Genomic DNA, 20,589 nt, shown 5'->3' on the forward strand with positions numbered 1-20,589 from the left:
TTCCTAGAACGTCTTTATGATCGCCTGGGCGATGCTTTGGAGCAATGGGTTCAGCGTAGGAACACACCTACTTCTCGTTGGGGTACGGCGACGGGGCCTGCTCCAAGGGAAGCCCCGCAACGGTAGGTGCGACATTCCTCGACCGGGCCTTCAGCCAGTATCACCGAGATGCGTCGCTTGCACCTGGAGCATGGAATGTAGAACTGCTTTTCGGTGTCTTGCCTGCTGCTGGCCGTGGCTGTCCGATTGTCGAAATGCCCTGGGCGCCAGATCTCTATGATGTCTCCTGGCACCAGGCGCCAAAGATCAGGGTGCGGGCCTGCTTCGGGACGTTCCCCCTTCACGTTCACGCAGACGTTCGTTCTCTGGGTGACGTTGGTGCTCGGAACAGCAGTGACGAACGAGCTTCCCTTTGCGGCCCCAGGTTCACCTTGGTCGCCAATAGATCGCCCTGCACCGTCATCCTTCGGCAGCGCCAAGCCGAACTCAATATCGTGAAACTCCCCCTGGGTCTCGGTCCCACGACCAGTGGACTTCAGGACGACATTCACGACGTAGTCGTGGTCGATGCGGAGATGGCACTCGATCCGCTCCAGAAGCGGTTGGGCCTTCGGATCAATCGGCAGGCTCGCAATGCAGAGCGTCGTGCGAGGATCGTCCGGACTTGCAACGCCAATACGCACGGGCTTGGCGAGTTCGATGATCGCGACCCCCTCGCGCGGATCCACGCAAAAGAGGCGCGTGTTGGTCGCGAGCTTGACTTCGTTCTCCACCGGCAATTGAAAGCCGGCATCGACAAGCTTGTGGTAGGCGCCACGCCCCGAACTGTCGGCGACCAGGATTTCGATGGGCTTCGACAGGGTCAGGCGAAGGCCATCGTGCGCGATCCAGGCGGCCCCTTCCGCGATGATGCGGTCGCCATTGTCCAGCCTCGGCACCCTTCCAGGGAAGCGCTCGAACAATCCATCGCGGATCGCAGGCATGTTCACCATGCCACCCGTTGCGAGGCAGAGCTCGATGTCCTGGTAAGTCAGCCGCGCCCGGTCCAGGATCGCGTCGATCTCCGCGAGACCGCGGGCCACGGTGCCGGCGCTGACTTTTTCCAGCTCCGTACGCGTGACCGATCCCACGAGGTTTCGAGCCGGGCCATCCACCTTGAGGTAGTTGCGAAGAATGATGTCCTCGCTCGCGGTGTCCTTGTCCGAGAGGTGGATCTTCACGATCTCGCATTGGTTCAGGAGCTTGGCGGCCATCCCAGGCTGCTCGAAGGAGGACACGTCCTCCAATCCATGCGCGGCGGCATGCTTTTCCTTGAACAGATTCCGCAGCCGATTGTCGAATTCGTCGCCGCCGACCTCGTTGTCGCCGCGGTTGGCGACCTGCATGATCGAGCCGCCCTGGATGCGGCAAAGCGTGAGATCCAGGGTGCCGCCACCCCAGTCGAATACCAGGATCGAACGACCCTCAAGGCGAGCCAACTCCTGCCGGAAATCGTCCTTCGACCTCAGGTAGCCATAGAGAGCCGCCACCGGCTCGTGCACGAACTGAACTACCGATACGCCGGCAGCCCGCGCCGCTTGGCGCATCGCCCGCCGCTCCGGCCCTCCGAAGTCCACCGGGATGGTCATGACGGCGCGATCCAGCGACGACCCCGGTGCCCTTTCGCGTGCCTTCATGGCGTCGGCCTTGAGGTGCTTCAGGACCTCGGCGACAGCATCCACCGGATCGACGGATCGTCCATCGATGTAGATGGGACCAGGCCGTCGAAGGCTCATTTTCGGGGAGCGGACGAACCCAAGCGGCGCGCCTTCCGGTATGATGTCGAGGTGCTCCCTTGCTTCTCGACCGATGACGATGTCCCCACCGGGTCGATACCAAAGCACGGAGGGATGCGGGCGCAGGGTCGTGGTATCGACCAGCGGAAGCACTTTTGTTCCGACCACCCGGGCAGCCAAGCTGTTCGTCGTGCCGAAATCGATACCGAACGCTGAACCACTCACTGTGCCGATCCCTCAATGGTGGAAAGCGCCGACTTGAGCCGCCGGATCGCCACGTGCGGGACCGCAGGCTCGATCTCCAAGGCATCGACGGCATCGTTCAAGAGGGGCACCACACGCTCCTTCAGGAGAACGGCCTGACGCGCTTTCACGTCGACCATGTCGTGCCCCCAGTGCTGCTGCTTCTCGTCGAGTTGAAGCTTGGTCGCACAGAGCTGCTCTTGCAGATTTCGGATTTCGGTGTCCCGATCCCCTGCCAGAACCTTCAGCTCCGCGATCTCCGTACGGGCGTCGGTCAACTGCGCCTGGACAAGCACCCTCTGCTGACGCTCGCTATCCCGCTGCGACAGGGCGTCTCGCACGACCTTCCGGGCAATCTTCGCGACCGCGCTGACGCGGATGATCTCGCCGGACTTGCCGTGTGCGAGAGCCTTGCGGACATGCCGTCCGGCGTCTTCATCGCCCTTAATGAAAGTCTCGCCCAGGAGTTCCATCGCGGCGAAGGGATCCAGGGAGGCACGTCGGGTGACCATCAAGGCAAGGCCAAGCAGCAGGAGCGTGGTGGCCTTCCGGCGTTTATCTTTGTCGTCAGCAGAAAGGGCGGGGGAGAGCTCTTCGTGGAGCTTCCTGAATTCCCGGTCGGCATCGACGCCATAGACCTCGAAGGCGGCGGGCACCTTCGACCTGAGGAGCGCCTGCACCGCTGACCAGACCCAAGCCTTGATGGGTTGCGGCGCCTCTGGTTGACCGACCAGTGCCAGGAGACGAAGGCCAAGAGGATCGTGCAGATCCATCTGAGCGAATGCCTCGGCAGCATCGGTCTCCGAGAACCTCTGGATCTTCGCGTTCTTGACGGCCGTCACGAACGCACCGGAAGAAACCAGTTCGGGACCGAAGTACGCTTTCAGCGTCGGATCGACCGGCGGCCGCTCGGGCCTTTTCACCTTGGGTGCTTTGCTTGCCTTCCCGACGGCATCGGGAGGGCCAGCCTCGTCCGTGGGACGGACGGCATCGGGAACATCGCTCACGTCGTCACCGTTTCGAGGCATGCGTTTGCCCAGATCGAGAATGGATAGATGGCCGAGATCTGGGCCAAGGGTTCGACGGCTTCCTGTGGAGCGCCCAATCTCAGGGCGGTCAACGCCCAAAGTGCCAGGGCCTTCTGACGATCCATGATGTCGAGGGTCCCGGTCTCCGCCGCCTGACGGCATTCGTCCCGCAGCACAGGTCCCCATCGGTCCTGCCGCGACATCCGACCCGCGAGCCCAAGGATCCAGTCCGTCCCGTGATCCATAGGACATGCCGCTTGGCGGCCCGGAATGTCCGCTGGCATGGGTATGGCCGGTCCCATGACCGGACCTCGCAACATCACGGTGGCGGCATCGAGTTCATGGTAGCCGGTATCGAGGGGACCGGTGCCGAACTGGTTGAGGGCAAACCGCATCACGGCGCAGAGAAGTTGCGGAAGCGGGCGCTGGTGGGGGGTGAGTTTCTCCAACGCAGATCCGAACAAGCTTCTGTACCGGTCGAGGGCAGATGTTATCGACTGGCCGTGTGGGCGCTCTTTGACGAGAACGCCCAGCACGTATTCGGCCATGCCGGTGGCATAATCGCTGGCAGCCCCTTGGCATCGGGCGTCGGCCCTGAATTCACCGACCGTCCCGACGGTCAAACCATTGACAGTCATCCGCTCCAGAAACGCGCGCTCCACCGCTTGCAGGGCCCGCGGCGCCGCGATTTGAAATGCGAGATCGTAGTTCGCCCTAACAGGTGCAGCCAATCGCTCGGAAGCGTTCGCGAGAGCGACCTTAACGGTACCGACCTTCAACCCCGCCAAGGTTCGTCCTAGCTCTTTCTCGCTGACTGTGGTCTCTGACATTCCATCGATGCGGATCGACAGAGACGTCGCATTCGCAAGCACGAAATCCTTCGCCGGTCGACGCTCGCGAACGGTGAACCCCGCTTTGGGCTCCTTGCCCCCGATAAGCAGGATCGGGCGAGAGATGTGGTGCTCGCGGGCAAGATGATCCTGGAGGAGCCCCGGGCGCGGCCAAGCCTGGAGGCAAAAGGGGCACGGATAGGAGGATGGTAGAGGACCCTTGGGCCCAGGCACGTGGTCCGTGGCCGCGAGAAAGGCGTCGCGGGCGTCCTCATGCACCCAACCGAATGTCGGCATTTCGAATCTGTCTCCCCGCCATCCAACCTACGGTATCGGCGCCGGAGACCAAGGCACCTCAATCGCTAATTTGAGGGTGGAAGGAGCTTCACGGAGAACCGTTGCTCAGACGCTGCAACTAGCGAAATGCCTGAGGACGCTGAAGCTGACATTTGATGGGAACCCGCGTCGTAAGCGCACTACCGCGGTCATGACGATGAGGCTCTTGAGGTTTGTCACCGCCAGCCTGGAAAGAGGCTCATCGCCCACTCAGGACGGATACTGACAAGGGGGTGTTCCAAACAGGTGTCGTTTATACCAACGAGCCTGTCGTCCTACACAGCGCGTCGGAGACGAAGTCCATCGACCAACGCTCATTTGGCCGCAGCGCGGCAGGCTGGCGCTCCCGCTGTGCTGCGCTGACGTGCCGGCGGGGGCGCTTGAGTCGCAGGCTGAGGCCCTCATCCCTGTAGAGGCGATAGACCCTCTTATGATTGACCCGCCAGCCCTCCCGGCGCAGCAGAATGTAGATCCGGGAATATCCGTAGCGCACCCGGCTCTTGGCCAGATCGCAGATGCGCATCCGCAGCGGTGCCTGATCGGGCTTGGTCGAGCGGTAGCGGATACTCGACCGGCCGACGCCAAGCGCGACGCAGCCGCGTCGCTCACTCACCCCGTGCGCCTCCTGAACCTGGTGCACGAGTTCGCGTCGCCGAGCAGGCGTCAGAGCTTTTTTGCGAGCACGTCCTGCAGGATGTGCTTGTCGAGGCTCAGATCGGCCACGAGCTGCTTGAGCTTGCGGTTCTCGTCTTCAAGCTGCTTCAGCCGCCGCAGTTCGCCCGTGCCCAAACCGCCGTAGAGCTTCTTCCAGCGGTAGAATGTCTGCTCGGAGATACCCATCCGGCGCAGCACCTCCGCGACCGGCGCCCCAGTCTCGGCCTGCTTCAGCGCGAAAGCGATCTGCTCTTCGGTGAACCTACTTTTCTTCACGGCTGCGCTCCTCCCGTCAGGGTCTCACAAAACCGGAAAACTCGCACTCAGGCCGGACCAAAGCGATGGGGGAACGTCAGTTTAGGCCGGTCAACCTTAAACAGACGATTTCGCGCGGCAGAATCGCAGGGACGGTGGATCCAGTGGAAAACCTGGGCCCGATCCCCGCGTCGCGAGGAGCCAGCATTTCTGTTGCGGTCTCCGGAAACTTCACCCCAGTCCTACAGAGACCTCGCAATGCCCTGGTCAGTCTATCCAGATAGCCCCGATTAATCTAGTATGCAAGTCAACAAATATTGAATCTAACATCAAAATTTTATTTAAACAGACTTTTTATAGATTAAATAAAGTACAAAACCTGATCCTATGATCACAACTATTGCATGTAGTATTTCGTAGAACCGCCACCGACGGGCAGCACTTCGAAGTTTATCAATGTGAACAACTTGCACTTGTTGGTCGATCACTCCGGTTTGTCCTGTACCAGGGAAAGTGATCAACCTAACGGCATCCGCTTTCTCTCTTAAGCCAGGCCCCGGAGAATTTTCACTAAAATGCAGATAGCCACGAAGACATTTCTTCCAAGTGTGGATAGTCCATTGAATGCCCCAAATTGTCGCAAGTACCGGAACAGACCACATAAATAGCTTCAATGCATTTAGCTCCGAATACCATTTTGTTGCAGCTTCTAAATTTGGGAGGGCCTTCGAAACCTGCCACATAGCATTCAATATAGTCGCAATACCAAACAATATACAAAGAGAAAACATGTAGTTTAAACTGTTCATTAGCTGATATGGAGGATGAGAACCGATATATGGGTTAAAATACTTTCGATCCTCCTTTGAAAAATAAACAGCTTCAACGTTTGCCAAGAAAGCAATTGCTCGCAGCGACCAATAATTTGCATCAATCACAGATAAGGCGCCCCAGAATGCTGCAATCAATGCAATCGTTGTCGCGATCGGCAACCCAATTTTGTCGTCAGATCCTGCTGTTAGAATTGCGGCGCCACCCGCCAAGACAGCAATTGTCTGCCAACCCTGCTTAAGATGTCGATCGAGATCGGTCGTGGCCATCTTATAGTATTCTTTTACAAAATCATGTCGCTGTGCACGGATTTCTTTGCCTTCCTCGTCAGCCACTGTGCAACTCCTTCCGACGTTCAAGCCCCTCGACAAAGAGTGCGCATCGTAACAGGATGTGAATGAAAATGGGAGGTGCGGCAAACTTGCTATCAGAAACTGAGAAGGGCCAGGAAGTCGCGCGTTATTCAACTAATGGGAAGGCAATTTTACAGAAGTTTGTTGCTCATAGTTTCCGAGCTTCCAACATAGCTTTAAAACATGGCTGGTTACCTGGAGCTAGGTATACTAATCTTCGTGATGTAAGTAATTTCGACCGACTAGGATTTTTAGATATCGACTGGAAAAACTATAATTTCGAACGACATTTAAGAGCAGCAATATCGACTAAGCCCATGCTTACTATTGCTAGGGACATCGAGAACATAAAGGAAATCAACAGGTCCTTAGATGAAGCACACTTGCTGAAAGAGCACTCAGACTTAGTAGCAGTGGTTCCAAAAGCAATCGAGTTGATTGACTGCCTTGAAGATATTATACCAACCCAATTTATATTTGGCTATAGCGTTCCAACAAAATACGGAGGCACTTTGATACCGCCTAACAATTTTAAGCGTCCCGTTCACTTATTGGGCGGCAGACCTGATGTGCAGAGAAAATTAGGCAACGAAATGGTAGTCGTAAGTCTAGACTGCAACAGGTTTACACTAGATGCAGCTTTTGGCGATTTTTTTGATGGCACGAGGTTTCGACCGCATCCAACGGGAGGATATGATAATTGTATCGAATGTTCAGTTATCAATATCAATAAGCTGTGGACTGGCTACTGAGCCGTTTTGATAGGCTAACCTTTTGGGGGAAGGGTTATACGCGTGCGGCATTCGGATACACTAGACAAAATCGTTGGAACATACCTCCCGGCAGTAGCTCACGAACCGATTGAATACAAAGGGAAGAAATACCAACCAAAACCCCTTGTAGTCTCCCCAAATCTAATTCGGGGATTTACATGCCCGCCCCTCTGTGGAGCGTGCTGTGGAAGTTTTTCGCTCGACTATTTGCCTGATGAGTCTCCGACGTCGGAGGCAGCCCCACGAGTAGTTCAAGTAAATGGGAATGTTTATTTAGTTAAATCGGACAGGCAGGCGGATGTTGGAGATAGATGGTGTAGAAATTTGGACAAAACCAATGGCAGATGTCTGGTGTACGATCTTCGGCCTATGGCATGTGATTTTGAACTTATAAGATTTTTAGTATATACAGATAAAGTGATTCTCACGCAGAAACTTTATGGCCGCGCCTGGGCAATGACGCGTCTGAATGGAAGCAAAGGAACCTGCTGCGAAATGCTTTCACCATCTGGATCTGCAGCAGATGAAGTTCTAAGAAAGCTGTCCAGGCTTGAGGAATGGGCCGACCTTTTTCAAATTCCAACTAGAATATCGGCAATCAAGCTTTGGATCCGGAATGGAGATTATCAAAGACCTCTTGTTTTATCCCCAAACAAAGTTTAGATCAGGATACTTAGCTTAAAGCGGAAGGGAGCTTGACAGGTGGTCATTTTGGAAATTCTAATTTGATATCTTTATTTGTAGTGGGACATGGTTGGAAAATTTTAATAAGCGGTTAGAAATAATCCTTTTAAGCTGTTCATCCAGTTCGATAGATAATCCTCAGGGCGAACGACCCCGCCGGATCAGCACGCGTTACGACGGCTCAGCGGTTAACTAGCCCACCACTGTCCGCCTCACCGTGACCGTCAGCTACTGGTGATGAGTCCGGCCGCAAGTTCAGGCAAGCTGCGGCTTCCTTGTACGATTGCGATCCGCCGCAGATTTGGGTGCAGTTGCTGCTATCCTGGCGAGCACTGTGCTCACGAGACGGTTGCCGTAGGTAGCGGCAGCGTGCCGGGCAAGCCAAAACTGAAGGACAAGGAACCCGATGTAGAGGCCCAACACGGATGGTGGGTGCACCGTGAAGGCCGCGGCCGCGCCGAACATCACCAAGAAGATGGCTGCCAAGCCGGCGAAGTCGCGCGTGAAGAGGAACTCCCGGTGGAGATGGAGAACCGCGGGGTCGCTTTCGGTCTCCTTGAAGAGCTTGAACCAAGCCCGGTTCTCAGCCATCGGTTCGGTCGGCCACGTTTTGCCGAACCGCCTTCTCAAGGCGTCCGCGTCCACGCGCGGATCGCTCACCGCGAATGCGCTGAAGGCGCGATGCCCAGGTAGCGCGTACACCCTCCGTAAGAACACGAGCCTCGCCTTCATGTCGGCACTGAGGAAGCCGTTCGCCACCGTAGTGACGCCTAAACCGAACCCCATCGGCACAAGGCTGGTGATGCTCGCGAGCAGGCCCTTCGTACCTAGCACCGTGACGGCCTCGTAGTGCGAGAAGCCGTGGAAGGCCACGAGGTTGGCTGCGATGGTCCCCCATAGCGGCCAACGGATGTGGTCCTTCAGGTTCTTGGAGGCTGCCTCCTTGGTCATGTGTACTCCTCGACCGTGGTCGAGAAGGGGACCGACGCTGCGGCAGTGTCCCCGTACCGTCCTGGAAAGCCCCCGAGGTAGCGGACGCTCTCCCCACGCGTAACCGCGACCGTGGCGCCACGGCGCATAAAGGCATTCAGCACGATTTGGCGCGGGTGCTTCGCGGTATCGACAGGCGCGGAAGCAATGGCCGTGAAGCGCGCCGGCGCGCCCTCCAGGCCGATCCCGCCGAGCAGGCGGGTCAGGACTTGCGGGCCGACATTTCGCCGGCTGCCATGATGCGGCACCTGGACGAAATCGAACTGTTGCAGAGGCAAGCCGTAGGCTTCCGCAGCCGTCGCCGCCCAATGCAGGGCGTTAATCCCGGCGTCGCCAGTCAGGAGCACCGGCCCCCGTTCGAACTGACCGTAGAGGACGACGCTACTTTCGTTGCTGGCGCTCGTGATGCCGCCGTCTCGGAGGCGTTCGAGGTACCACGCCTCATAGGTCCATGCATGCACGATGGCCCTGGCCGCATCGAGGTACTTGTCGGCGAGCGTGGCCTTGCCGAGCCACATTCCTGCGGCCGTGATGGCCGCCTGATCGGGCTCGGGCGTCTTGTCGAACTGGGGCAGGAGGTAGGTGTATGCCTCCAGGCTGGGCGACAGCACCTTGAAGGGGCCGACGTTCGCGCCCTGGAAGATCGGGTGAACCGCCGTGCCCTGGGCTTCGGCGTGTTCGACCACTTCCGCGATGATGTCGTACTCGGCCTTGATCCTTCTCCGCAGATCCTCGGCGGAAGGTTGTCCCTTGAAGAGGTGCCGGGTCTGCGTCGCGTGCTCCCAGGGTACGTGGAGCCAAAGGTTGGCTACCCGGACCTGCCGAAGCACGGTGCGCAGCCCTGAGGCGTGATCGCCGTCGGAATGGGTAAGCACCAGGTGTTCGAGGACCGCGCCGGCCCCGTACTGGCTCCGCAGGTGAGCGACGATCTGCTCGCCAGTCTCCGCGTGCCCGCCGTCAACCAGCATGAGCTTGAAGTCGTGGGGCTCACCGTAACGGACGACGATGGCGTCACCTGCCTTCGAGGCCGATCCGACGGGCAGGAACTCAATCTCGCATTTCATGAACACCTCCCGTGACCAGCCACTCTCCCCAGGCCTGATCGCCCCTGGAGGTTGGAAGCATGCACTCTCAGTCCCGATTTTGCGGCAGGCGACATATCAATTATGCCGAAGCGGACGCGCCGTGATTAATACTGTCCGTGACGTAACCCAGGTGGTCCGCTATTGAGATTCGCTGAGAATGCATATTCAACAGCAGAAACCTTATGCGTCACTATATAAATCGGCTTACTCGCAAAGAGCTATTATATCAATCTGAGTAATATTTACACCGAGACGATGTCCCGCCTATGAATTATTATGAATGCCTGTCACCATCCTGGAAGGCATCACTTGTGCTCCCGCAATTATAGCAATGATATTTTACTCCAATAGGCGCTAGCTTTTGCTGTCCACAATGCGGGCAAAGATCTTTCAAAAAGCTCATCTGCTGTGCAGGCTTTGCCGATGCCTCTCTGATAAATTGATCCGCGAGATTTCGCACGATGCTGAAGCTCTCGCGCTTGTTTCTCTCGGCAGCTACATCTGCAAAAGCTATTTCGGAAGCTTCTAGGCTTATGGAAAACTGCTCTGAAATTTCTTCGGAAGATCCCAACGTCTCAGCATAGGATTGAACGATCAAAAAAGCTGACGCAAATACCTTGGCTTGATGCTCAGCGGATTTATGAGCCGGGATCGAATTGGCAACAGACCGGCCGGTAGCGCCACTACGACGAGCTTTTGCCATTCCTGGATGCATAACTGCATGACCAAGCTCATGTGCAAGTGTCATTCTTGCCCGGCCTTCGCCCCACAAAGCCTTCTGATGGATACTCCTTCTAACACTAACGATGATTACATCATCGTCCATTCTCGTATTGCCGTCGTCGCCGTCCATCTCGGCATCGTCAATAATTCGATATTCAAGCCTCTTGCGACCTACGACCGTTGTCACGTTTCCCCTTTGAAGGCACGCTACAACGTCAACGGGGATCTTTTCGCCTTGCTGCAAATCCTCGCGCGCTCGTTTGGCTAATTCCTTAACAACCTGATTTGAACGACTATCTACCCAACAATCTTCCGCTGACATGGTGCTTCTCACAATCACGATTATGTACAGAGTTGATTAGATGCACGAAATTTCTGCCCTGACACGTCCGCTGATGATATTTTTTATAGTTAACGAGCTGTCTTAAATAAAAAGCCCAAATGCGCGCTTTGATTAACGGTCTCTAAAGCACGTTTAATTTGAAAGCTTTGCTTTGACCCTATGTGGCCCGTCCCATTAGACGGACCACATCATCGCTTAAAGAGTGCGCACTTTTCCGCTCGGCGGGGCTTGGGCCCAAACTTCCCTATGGTGAGGGCCCAATCATCCCTCTATCTGGGTCCAAACTTCCCTCGCCGTTACAACCGCCCGCATCCAGCTCAGCTGCAGCCAGTTGTTCCGCCGCAGGTGTCGCACTTCAGGCAGGTGCCGTTGCGGACCAGGGTGAAGTTTGCGCATTCGGGGCACGCTTCGCCGACATAGCCCTTCATCTTTGCTTCGGCACGGCGGTCAGAGACCGATCGCTCCGGCTTGGCGAAGGGGAGGGCGTCGACCAGCGCTTCGGCGCGTCCGGCCGCAACCGGCTCGGCTTTCAGCGCCGTCGCGCCGCGCAAAGCGTGGACTACGCCACCGGCCGGCGACGTCTGGCCGGTGGAGGCCGCACCGACGCCAACCGTTCCGCCGGCCGGTCCACCCTGGATCAAGGTGAGACGGTCGGCTGACCCGCGCAGGAGGCCGCGGGACACCACACTGGCTGCGGTGGTTTCCGTCCGGGCAGGATCGCGGGTGGTGTCGGTCTCGCCGCCGCCGATCACCGTGCCGCCGATCTCGGATGGGTTGACGTGGGCGAGGTCGGCGCGGCCGAGATAGGACACGGCCAACTCGCGGAACACGTAGTCGAGAAGCGAGGTCGCGTTCTTGATCGCGTCGTTGCCCTGCACGAAGCCCGCGGGTTCGAAGCGGGTGAAGGTGAAGGCCTCGACATATTCCTCCAGGGGAACGCCGTATTGAAGGCCCAGCGAGATCGCGATGGCGAAGTTGTTCATCAGGCTGCGGAAGGTGGCCCCCTCCTTGTGCATGTCGATGAAGATTTCACCGAGGCGACCGTCATCGTACTCACCGGTGCGGAGGTAGACCTTGTGCCCGCCCACGACCGCCTTCTGGGTGTAGCCCTTGCGCCGATGGGGCATCTTCTCCCGCGACCGGATACGTTCGACGCGCTCAATCACCCGCTCGACAATCTTCTCCGCGACCTGCGCGGCCTTGGCGGCGGCCGGCGCTGCGGCCAGAGCCTCGATCATCTCGTCGGCATCGTCCTCCTCGTCGGCGATCAGGGCCGAATTCAGTGGCTGCGACAGCTTCGAGCCGTCCCGGTAGAGGGCGTTGGCCTTGAGGGCCAGGGTCCAGGACAGCTTGTAGGCGTTCTTGCAATCCTCGACGGTGGCGTCGTTGGGCATGTTGATGGTCTTGGAGATGGCCCCCGAGATGAAGGGCTGCGCCGCCGCCATCATACGGATGTGGCTCTCGACCGAGAGATAACGCTTGCCGATGCGGCCGCACGGATTGGCGCAATCGAACACCGCGTAGTGCTCGGTCTTGAGGAAGGGGGCTCCCTCAAGGGTCATCGCGCCGCAGATGTGGGTGTTGGCCGCCTCGATGTCTTTCTTCGAATAGCCGAGGAAGGGCAGAATCTCGAAGGTCGGGTCGGCCAGCTTCTCGGCCGGAACCTTCAGCACGTCCGTGAGGAAATCATCGCCCAGCGTCCAGCGATTGAACACGAACTTGATGTCGAAGGCCTGCTTCAGGCCAGCCTCGACGGCGGCGAGCTTGTCATCGGTGAAGCCCTTGGCGCGGAGCGAGCCCGGATTGATCGCAGGGGCTTGGCCCATCGACCCGTGACCGACGGCGTAGGCCTCGATCTCGGCGATCTCCGATTCGCGGTAGCCGAGCGTGCGCAGGGCGTCGGGCACCGCACGGTTGATGATCTTGAAATAGCCGCCGCCCGCGAGCTTTTTGAACTTCACCAGGGCGAAGTCGGGCTCGATGCCGGTGGTGTCGCAATCCATCACGAGGCCGATCGTGCCGGTCGGCGCGATCACGGTCGCCTGCGCGTTGCGGTACCCGTGCTCTTCGCCTAGCGCCAGGGCGCGGTCCCAGGCATGCTTCGCCCGCTCGGCGATGTCGGCCTGGGGGACGTTGGCGAGGTCGAGGGGTACGGGGGCGATCGACAGGAACTCGTAGCCCTCCGCCTCGCCATGCGCCGCGCGGCGGTGGTTGCGGATCACCTTGAGCATGGCGTCCGCGTTCTCCTCGTAAGCCGGGAACGACCCGAGTTCACCGGCCATCTCCGCTGACGTCGCGTAGGAGACACCAGTCATGATGGCCGTGAGGGCGCCGGCCAGGGCACGACCTTTATCTGAGTCGTAGGGCAGGCCCATGCTCATCAGCAGGCCTCCGATATTGGCGTAGCCGAGGCCCAGCGTCCGGTAGCGGAACGAGAGTTCGGCGATCTCCTTCGAGGGGAACTGCGCCATCATCACCGAGATTTCCAGCACCACCGTCCAAAGGCGGTTCAGATGCTCGAAGGCGGCGACGTCGAAGTGGTTCGCGGCTCGGTCATACATCGTCAGCAGGTTGGCGCTGGCAAGGTTACAGGCGGTGTCGTCGAGGAACATGTACTCGGAGCATGGGTTCGAAGCCCGGATCCGCCCGCCCGCCGGGCAGGTGTGCCAATCGTTCATCGTCGTGTTGAAGTGCAGGCCCGGATCAGCCGAAGCCCAGGCGGCCTCGCCGATTTTTTCCCACAACTCACGCGCCGGCAGCGTCTTCGTGGTCTTGCCGGTAGTGCGGGCCTTCAGCTCCCAAGGAGCATCGTTCTCCACGGCGCGCAGAAAATCGTCGGTCAGCGAGACCGAGTTGTTCGAATTCTGCCCGGCCACTGTGAGGTAGGCTTCGGAATCCCAGTCGGTGTCGTAGACGGGGAAGTCGATCTTGGTGAAACCCTGGCGGGCGAACTGGATCACCCGCTTGGTGTAGGAATCCGGCACCATGTCCTTGCGCGCGGCCTTCACGGCCTTTTTCAGGACAGGGTTACGCTCCAGGTCGAAGCAGGCGTCGCCCTCGGCCTCACACTGGGTGCAGGCCTTCATCACCGCAGTGAGGTGCTTGGAGACGATTTTAGAGCCTGTGACGAGGGCCGCAACCTTCTGTTCCTCCTTCACCTTCCAGTCGATGTACTGCTCGATATCCGGATGGTCGATGTCGACGATGACCATCTTGGCAGCGCGACGCGTCGTCCCGCCCGACTTGATGGCACCGGCCGCCCGGTCGCCGATCTTGAGGAAGGACATCAACCCGGAGGACTTGCCGCCGCCGCCGAGCTTCTCGTTCTCGCCGCGCAACATCGAGAAGTTCGAGCCGGTGCCTGAGCCGTACTTGAACAGGCGCGCCTCACGGACCCACAGGTCCATGATGCCACCCTCGTTGACGAGATCGTCCTGCACGCCCTGGATGAAGCAGGCATGCGGCTGCGGATGCTCGTAGGAAGAGGCCGACTTCGTCAGCTCGCCCGTGCGGTAATCAACATAATAATGGCCCTGCGCCGGCCCATCGATGCCGTAGGCCCAGTGCAGGCCGGTGTTGAACCATTGCGGGGAATTCGGCGCCACCATCTGGCGCGCGAGCATGAAGCGCAGTTCGTCGAGGAATGCCGACGCATCCTCCTCGGAACTGAAGTAGCCCCCCTTCCAACCCCAGTAGGTCCAGCACCCGGCGAGACGATCAAACACCTGCGTGGACGAAATCTCGGAAACGTAGCGCTCGGCTTCCGGCAGTTCGGCAAGGGCGTTCAGATCGGCCTCGGAACGCCACAGGAACGACGGCACGTCGTTTTCCTCGACCTTCCTGAGCGCCGCCGGCACACCGGCCTTGCGGAAGTACTTCTGCGCCAGGACGTCACTCGCCACCTGGGACCAGCTCTCCGGCACCTCGATGCCGTCCAAGCGGAAGACCGTCGAGCCGTCCGGATTGCGGATCTCGCTCAGCGTCTTGCGAAAGGGAATCGTCGCGTAGGGGGATTGCCCGGCCGTGGTGTGGCGCCGCTCGAACCGCATGTAACCTGTCTCCCGAGCCACGCATCGGAGCGCGGCACCGTGTCCAAGAAGGAAGATGGCAAGCGTCCGCGACCGCTCGCGAAGCGCTGAACTCAGCAACGAAAATTCGGTGATCCGCCGGTGACGCGACAGCCTCGGCGATGTTCCGAAGGTATCCCGCCGAGGGGGCTCACGTCAATAACTAGTGTGCCGACTGCGTGTTCCCGGCTATATGTAGTAGGATGTACCTGAATCCTGTGGATATCCCGGAGGCCTTCGTAAGTGCCCTTTCGGCCTGAGAGATTCGCCTGCGAAAAGTTTTCCACCCACAGGCTGTCGGATCGCCACCTTCGTCGAAGGGATGGTTAACGCCTGGGGTGTGGGATTTCCGCCGCATTCGCAGCCACCGACCCGGTCTCGGAGGGGGCCACGGCGACTGGACTTACTGGGGGCACCTCACCATAGTTCCGCCGACACTCGATGGCGGGGTTTCCACGCCCCAATCAGGCGAACGCAATGGCTCTCAAGGACACGCTCCTGCGGATTTTCACCTGGTGGAACGGGCAGACCATGTCGCTCGCGCTATACACGGCACGGCGCGGGCAGCGGGTCGGCTCCGACGATCACGGCAACGTCTATTATCGCGCGCAGGGAGCGCTCATTGATCGCTCCGTTGGAACCGAACGGCGCTGGGTCGTCTATAACGGCTACGCCGACGCCTCGAAGGTACCTCCCGGCTGGCGCAGCTGGCTCTGCCACAACGGCGATGTGCCACCGAGCGAGGAGACTTACACGCCACGCGAGTGGCAGAAGCCTCATGTTGAAAATCTCACGGGCACGAGCGGTGCCTATCGGCCCCGCGGTTCGCAGCTCAATGTCGGCCAGCGACCGGCGGCGACCGGCGATTACGTTCCGTGGAGCCCGGGCAACTGATCCCGAACGCCCGGCATTCGGGACGCCGCGGCCCTTTTTCCACCAATCTTCTCAGGCCTAACCTCGCCCTCGCACCGCCGCTCCGATGAGAGCGCAGCCGAGAGGGGGCGCCCGTGAGCCGCAGCACAGCAGGATCGTACCGCCCCGTGGTCAAGCGCCTTATCCTCGCGTCGATCGCGACGGGCCTGCTCGCCGTTCCGGCTTCCGCCGACAAGATCAAGAACCCAACTGCGGTGTTTTCCGGCCTCGACAAGATCACCGGGCGTATCGTCTCCTTCGAGGTGGCCGTCGACGAGACGGTGCAGTTCGGCGCCCTGCAATTGACGCCGCGCGTCTGCTACAGCCGGCCACCGACCGAGAGTCCGAAGACCACGGGATTCCTCGAGGTCGACGAGGTGACGCTCGATAACAAGTACCGTCGCATTTTCACGGGCTGGATGTTTGCCTCGAGCCCGGGGCTCCATGCGATCGAACATCCGATTTACGATGTCTGGCTCGTCGATTGTAAGGGCGGTGCGGATGTGATCGCCGAGGCGCGCGAGCAGGAAGACGTGCCGGCGATGGCTTCCAAGCCGGAGAAGACCCGGCGTCCGAAGGGCGGGCAGGACGCGACGCGCACCGCCCAGCAGGTCAACCCGAACGGGCAGGTGGATGTGGAAGCGCCGCGCGGTGTGCCGGTGCAGCCCAAGCAGAAGCCATCACGGAAGTTCTTCCCGTCGAACGAGGGTCCGGCGGCCGCTCCGCCGCCGCCGCAACAGCCGCAATCGCTGTTCGACGCTCTGTTCCGCTAAGACATCTCCGCTAAGACATCTCCGCTAAGACATCTCCGCTAAGACATCCGCGGAACGCAGCGCACTCAGGCCTCTCCGAGCGCGGCCAGGGCCTGCCGTCCACCGACGGAGCCGTCCCCTGGCCAGACGTCCCAATTCGCTGGCTGGAGAATCGCCTTGGCGAGTCGCCGCTTGTAGATATGGCGTGGCAGCTCTTCGGCGCCGAACTGCGTCAGGTGATCGGTGACGAACTGGGTGTCGGCGAGGCGGTAACCGCCTGCCCGCAGGCGCGCCACGAGATGGACAAGCGCAACCTTCGAGGCATCGCGCACCGTATGAAACATGCTCTCCCCGAAGAACGCGGCCCCGAGGGACACGCCGTAGAGGCCGCCGACCCGCTGACCTTCGAGGAAGACCTCGACGGTGTGAGCATGCCCGGAGTCGAACAAAGCGCCATAAAGTTCACGAATTCGACCATTGATCCAGGTTCGCTCGGCATCGCCGCGTGGAGCGGCACAGCCGGCGATCACCGCATCGAAATCCTGGTCGGTCCGAACCTCGAACAGGTCGGAACGCACCGTCCGGGCAAGCCGCTTCGCGACATGGAATCCGTCGAGGGGTAGAACCCCCCGCGCGCGCGGCTCGACCCAGTAGATGGCCGGGTCGTCAGCATCCTCCGCCATCGGGAAGATCCCGGCCGCATAGGCCTTCAGCAGGATCTCGGGCGTGATCTCAACACGGTCGCTATCGTACATGCGATGATTTTGAAACGGAGCTACGTGGAAGGCCAGGGGCGGTGCGTCCGACAGGGATTCAAATAAGGACAAAGGGCGAAGCCTTGCGGCTCCGCCCCGACCTGAACGAGGAACGTTCGCGTGTCTCAGTTGCTCGGACCGCCGGACGTGGTCCCAAGGTTTGGCACAGTGCGGTTCGGCTGCTCAGCATTTCCACCCTTGGCCGAATCATCGACGATCGCTTCGCGGTTCGAGGTGTAGGGCGCCTCGACGACCGAACCGGTCACGTTCATGTCGACGCGGCCATCCACGTTGCGATAGGCGCCATACGTCGACGGGTTGTCGATCGGACCACGGGTGGTGCCGCCGGCCTGCGGAACCGCACGCTCGGGCTGGCCGACGTTGCCGGACGGCGACTGGGCGAGGGCTGCGGTGGCGATAAGCGTTGCGGCGACGAAGCTGAGGCTGAAGGTGCGCATGGACGTCTTTCGGTCGTTAGGAATACTCAGTCGCTGACGTGGAGAATTGCCGCTGAGCACCCTTGGCTCACGGTGTCTCCGCCGGACTGACGTGGGGTGAGAAGTCGTGACCCCTCAATGCGTTCCGGTGAATGTTTCGCTGGCAATGTGTCGCGGGTCCAGGCAATGGACGAATCCGAAATCATTCCCACGCGAAACAAACCGGGCTTGAAAAGCTCAGTTTACCGCGTTTTGCAGCGGTGATGCGGGTGACGAAGATATTTTTCGCGTCACTTGAAGGACGTTCAAGCACAACCTGGTTGTGCGCAATCTCACACGAGATTCAGCAATCTCAGCCCGTCCGATGATTAAGATCAAAAAAACCGGCCCCGTGAGGAGCCGGCTTTCAAGAGAGGATCAGTCGCGGCGTGAGGAGCGAACAACGCCTCAGCGGGCTGGGCCGCCTGACGTGCTTCCGGTGTTCGGAACGCTCCGGTTGGTGTCGTTCGCGTTGCCTCCCTTCGCCGAGTCCACCGCACCAGCCCCAGGACTCATGCCACGCTCGCCCACCGGTGCGGTGGCGCCCGCCGCCGGTGCCATGCCGCGTGTGGAGGGATTGTCGATCGGACCCTTCGTCGTACCTCCGGCTTGCGGCACGGCGCGCTCGGGTTGGCCGACATTTCCCGAGGGAGACTGCGCCAGTGCAGGACCGGCAAGCAGAAGACCAATGATCAAAGAAATATGGAAGCGCACAGGAAAACGTCCTTGTGATGAAGCTGGCACCTCCCGGGACGAGACACCAGCGAAGCGGATAGACAGGAAACCGGCCTCCCGCCCACGCGTTCCACGCCACTCCACCACCGGCACTTCATCTGCTTGCCTGCCTAGGGCTCATCGAGGCCACCATCGGCCAGAAACCCCTCCAGCCAATGAATATCGTAATCTCCGTTCTGGACATCCAGGTTGCGAACCAGAGTCCGGAAGAGGGGCAAGGTGGTATCGACGCCGTCGACCACGAACTCGTCCAGAGCCCGGCGCAGGCGCATCAGGCACTCGTTGCGCGTGCGGCCATGCACGATCAGCTTGCCGATCAGGGAATCGTAGTTCGGTGGAATCCGGTAGCCCTGGAAGACAGCCGAATCGACGCGAACCCCAAGGCCGCCGGGGGGATGAAAGTAGGTGATCAGACCGGGTGAGGGTCGGAAGGTCGCTGGATGCTCGGCATTGATCCGGCACTCGATGGCGTGACCTTCCACCTTGATCTCATCCTGAGTCACCGACAGAGGCAGGCCGGCCGCAACACGGATCTGTTCGTTCACGAGATCAATCCCGGTGATCATCTCGGTTACCGGATGCTCGACCTGGATGCGCGTATTCATCTCGATGAAGTAGAACCGCCCATCCTCGTAGAGAAATTCCACCGTACCAGCGCCGAGATACTTCAGTTCCTGCATCGCACGGGCGCAGATGCCGCCGATCTCGGCCCGCATCTCAGCGTCGAGGACCGGGGATCCGCCTTCCTCCCAGACTTTCTGATGCCGCCGCTGCAGAGAGCAGTCGCGTTCGGCCAGATGCACCGCATTGCCGCGTCCATCCCCGAGCACCTGGACCTCGATGTGGCGCGGCTTCTCGAGATACTTTTCCAGGTAGACCGCATCGTCACCGAAGGCCGCTTTGGCCTCGGTCCGGGCCATGCCGAGCGCCTGTTCGAGATCGGCCTCGGTCCGGGCGACCTTCATGCCGCGCCCGCCACCACCGGAAGCGGCTTTGACCAGGACGGGGTACCCGATCTCAGCCGCGATCCGCTTGGCTTCCTCGGGTTCCTCGACGCCGCCCTCCGAGCCGGGAACGCACGGAATACCGAGACGTTTTGCGGTGCGCTTGGCCTCGATCTTGTCGCCCATGATGCGGATATGCTCCGCCTTAGGACCGATGAAGCCGATATTGTGGTGGGCGAGCACCTCGGCGAAGCGGGCATTCTCGGAGAGGAAGCCGTATCCGGGATGAACCGCGTCGGCCCCGGTGATCTCGCAGGCGGCGATGATCGACGGGATGTTGAGGTAGCTGTCACGGGCCGCCGGTGGGCCGATGCAGACGCTCTCATCGGCCAGACGCACGTGCATCGCATCGGCATCGGCCGTGGAATGGACCGCCACGGTCGCGATTCCGAGTTCCTTGGCCGCGCGCAGGATGCGCAGGGCGATTTCGCCCCGGTTGGCGATCAGGATCTTTTCGAACATGGGTGCGGCCCGGCTCACTCGATGACGAGGAGAGGTTCGCCGAACTCGACGGGTTGCCCGTCCTCGACGAAGACGGCGGTGACGGTGCCGGAACGAGGAGCGACGATCTCGTTGAAGGTCTTCATCGCCTCGATCAGGAGGAGTTTCTCGCCCGCCTCAACCTTGGACCCGACATCGACGAACAGCTTCGCTTCCGGCGACGGGCGGCGATAGGCGGTACCGACCATGGGGGAGGGTACGGCACCCGGATGCCCGGCGCCGGCCTTGCCGCGATCGACCCCGCCGCCAGGACCCGGAGTGGCGAGGGGAGCCGAGACGGCTGCCATCGCGGGAGCCGGCGCAGGCGCGGCCACCTGCACCTGGACCGCTTCAATGCGGCGGGCGACGCGGATGCGCAGATCGCCCTTTTCGACCTCGATCTCGCTGAGATCGGTCTCGTTGATCAGCTTGGCGAGCTCGCGGACGAGCTCCGGATCGAAGGGGTCGTTCTTGGACATCGGCTCGGTCGTCTTCAGGTCAGGCG

15 protein-coding genes and 1 pseudogene are annotated in these 20,589 nt (G+C 60.1%); 3 read left to right on the forward strand and 13 right to left on the reverse strand.

Going from position 1 to position 20,589, the window contains the following annotated elements; all coding sequences use genetic code 11:
* Positions 1-50: 50 nt before the first annotated feature.
* The 5 genes and pseudogenes from ASF57_RS08725 to ASF57_RS25555 all read right to left on the reverse strand — a co-directional run bounded on the left by ASF57_RS08725 (position 51) and on the right by ASF57_RS25555 (position 6,287).
* Complete coding sequence (locus ASF57_RS08725) at positions 51-2,000, reverse strand: Hsp70 family protein (protein WP_156376024.1); 1,950 nt, start codon at positions 1,998-2,000, stop codon at positions 51-53.
* Positions 1,997-3,025: a hypothetical protein gene (locus ASF57_RS08730; protein WP_056482042.1), complete on the reverse strand. Its 1,029-nt coding sequence runs from the start codon at positions 3,023-3,025 to the stop codon at positions 1,997-1,999. The genes ASF57_RS08725 and ASF57_RS08730 overlap by 4 nt, the downstream gene beginning before the upstream one ends.
* Complete coding sequence (locus ASF57_RS08735; RefSeq protein WP_156376025.1) at positions 3,022-3,918, reverse strand: hypothetical protein; 897 nt, start codon at positions 3,916-3,918, stop codon at positions 3,022-3,024. Before ASF57_RS08735 ends, ASF57_RS08730 begins: the two co-directional genes overlap by 4 nt.
* Before the next feature lie 574 nt (positions 3,919-4,492).
* Positions 4,493-5,142: pseudogene (locus ASF57_RS24600) on the reverse strand (transposase); the annotation flags it as partial.
* 320 nt (positions 5,143-5,462) lie between these two features.
* The gene (locus ASF57_RS25555; protein WP_156376026.1) at positions 5,463-6,287 is read right to left on the reverse strand and encodes a hypothetical protein; all 825 of its coding nucleotides are present in this window, start codon (positions 6,285-6,287) and stop codon (positions 5,463-5,465) included.
* A gap of 62 nt (positions 6,288-6,349) precedes the next feature.
* Between ASF57_RS25555 and ASF57_RS25560 the strand changes: the two genes are divergently transcribed.
* Positions 6,350-7,057, forward strand: coding sequence for a DUF6610 family protein (locus tag ASF57_RS25560; RefSeq protein ID WP_156376027.1), 708 nt, complete (start codon positions 6,350-6,352; stop codon positions 7,055-7,057).
* Positions 7,058-8,017: 960 nt separating this feature from the next.
* Here the strand turns inward: ASF57_RS25560 and ASF57_RS08750 are convergent.
* From ASF57_RS08750 to ASF57_RS08760, 4 genes are all read right to left on the reverse strand, one after another.
* Positions 8,018-8,713, reverse strand: coding sequence for a hypothetical protein (locus ASF57_RS08750; RefSeq protein ID WP_056482055.1), 696 nt, complete (start codon positions 8,711-8,713; stop codon positions 8,018-8,020).
* On the reverse strand, positions 8,710-9,816 hold the full coding sequence (locus ASF57_RS08755; protein WP_156376028.1) for an MBL fold metallo-hydrolase: 1,107 nt from the start codon (positions 9,814-9,816) through the stop codon (positions 8,710-8,712). Before ASF57_RS08755 ends, ASF57_RS08750 begins: the two co-directional genes overlap by 4 nt.
* Positions 9,817-10,111: 295 nt before the next feature.
* Complete coding sequence (locus tag ASF57_RS24610; protein WP_082503795.1) at positions 10,112-10,882, reverse strand: ImmA/IrrE family metallo-endopeptidase; 771 nt, start codon at positions 10,880-10,882, stop codon at positions 10,112-10,114.
* A 338-nt stretch (positions 10,883-11,220) separates the two neighbouring features.
* A complete protein-coding gene (locus ASF57_RS08760; RefSeq protein ID WP_056482060.1) occupies positions 11,221-14,952 on the reverse strand; it encodes a vitamin B12-dependent ribonucleotide reductase in 3,732 nt (1,243 codons plus the stop codon).
* Positions 14,953-15,447: 495 nt separating this feature from the next.
* Between ASF57_RS08760 and ASF57_RS08765 the strand changes: the two genes are divergently transcribed.
* Both ASF57_RS08765 and ASF57_RS08770 read left to right on the forward strand, forming a co-directional pair.
* Positions 15,448-15,864, forward strand: a complete 417-nt coding sequence (locus tag ASF57_RS08765; protein WP_056184269.1) for an NADH:ubiquinone oxidoreductase subunit NDUFA12 — start codon at positions 15,448-15,450, stop codon at positions 15,862-15,864.
* Positions 15,865-16,010: 146 nt separating this feature from the next.
* Entirely contained in the window at positions 16,011-16,655 is a 645-nt protein-coding gene (locus ASF57_RS08770; RefSeq protein ID WP_244476873.1) for a DUF2155 domain-containing protein, read from the forward strand.
* 65 nt (positions 16,656-16,720) lie between these two features.
* Here the strand turns inward: ASF57_RS08770 and aat are convergent, their stop codons facing one another.
* From aat to accB, 4 genes are all read right to left on the reverse strand, one after another.
* Positions 16,721-17,389 carry a leucyl/phenylalanyl-tRNA--protein transferase gene (aat, locus tag ASF57_RS08775; protein WP_056482063.1) on the reverse strand — a complete coding sequence of 223 codons (669 nt, stop codon included), beginning with the start codon at positions 17,387-17,389 and terminating at the stop codon, positions 16,721-16,723.
* A 125-nt stretch (positions 17,390-17,514) separates the two neighbouring features.
* On the reverse strand, positions 17,515-17,847 hold the full coding sequence (locus ASF57_RS08780) for a hypothetical protein (RefSeq protein ID WP_156376029.1): 333 nt from the start codon (positions 17,845-17,847) through the stop codon (positions 17,515-17,517).
* An 863-nt stretch (positions 17,848-18,710) separates the two neighbouring features.
* Entirely contained in the window at positions 18,711-20,066 is a 1,356-nt protein-coding gene (gene accC, locus ASF57_RS08785) for an acetyl-CoA carboxylase biotin carboxylase subunit (protein WP_056184260.1), read from the reverse strand.
* Between the two features lie 14 nt (positions 20,067-20,080).
* Positions 20,081-20,563, reverse strand: a complete 483-nt coding sequence (gene accB / locus ASF57_RS08790; RefSeq protein WP_056482066.1) for an acetyl-CoA carboxylase biotin carboxyl carrier protein — start codon at positions 20,561-20,563, stop codon at positions 20,081-20,083.
* Between the last annotated feature and the right edge of the window lie 26 nt (positions 20,564-20,589).

The organism is Methylobacterium sp. Leaf117 (genome assembly GCF_001422985.1).
GTDB lineage: Bacteria > Pseudomonadota > Alphaproteobacteria > Rhizobiales > Beijerinckiaceae > Methylobacterium.

Coding starts and splice junctions, on each gene's coding strand:
- ASF57_RS25560 (WP_156376027.1), top strand. CDS start 6,350: ATGAAAATGGGAGGTGCGGCAAACTTGCTATCAGAAACTGAGAAGGGC.
- ASF57_RS08750 (WP_056482055.1), bottom strand. CDS start 8,713: ATGACCAAGGAGGCAGCCTCCAAGAACCTGAAGGACCACATCCGTTGG.
- ASF57_RS08755 (WP_156376028.1), bottom strand. CDS start 9,816: ATGAAATGCGAGATTGAGTTCCTGCCCGTCGGATCGGCCTCGAAGGCA.
- ASF57_RS24610 (WP_082503795.1), bottom strand. CDS start 10,882: ATGTCAGCGGAAGATTGTTGGGTAGATAGTCGTTCAAATCAGGTTGTT.
- ASF57_RS08760 (WP_056482060.1), bottom strand. CDS start 14,952: ATGCGGTTCGAGCGGCGCCACACCACGGCCGGGCAATCCCCCTACGCG.
- ASF57_RS08765 (WP_056184269.1), top strand. CDS start 15,448: ATGGCTCTCAAGGACACGCTCCTGCGGATTTTCACCTGGTGGAACGGG.
- aat (WP_056482063.1), bottom strand. CDS start 17,389: ATGTACGATAGCGACCGTGTTGAGATCACGCCCGAGATCCTGCTGAAG.
- ASF57_RS08780 (WP_156376029.1), bottom strand. CDS start 17,847: ATGCGCACCTTCAGCCTCAGCTTCGTCGCCGCAACGCTTATCGCCACC.
- accC (WP_056184260.1), bottom strand. CDS start 20,066: ATGTTCGAAAAGATCCTGATCGCCAACCGGGGCGAAATCGCCCTGCGC.
- accB (WP_056482066.1), bottom strand. CDS start 20,563: ATGTCCAAGAACGACCCCTTCGATCCGGAGCTCGTCCGCGAGCTCGCC.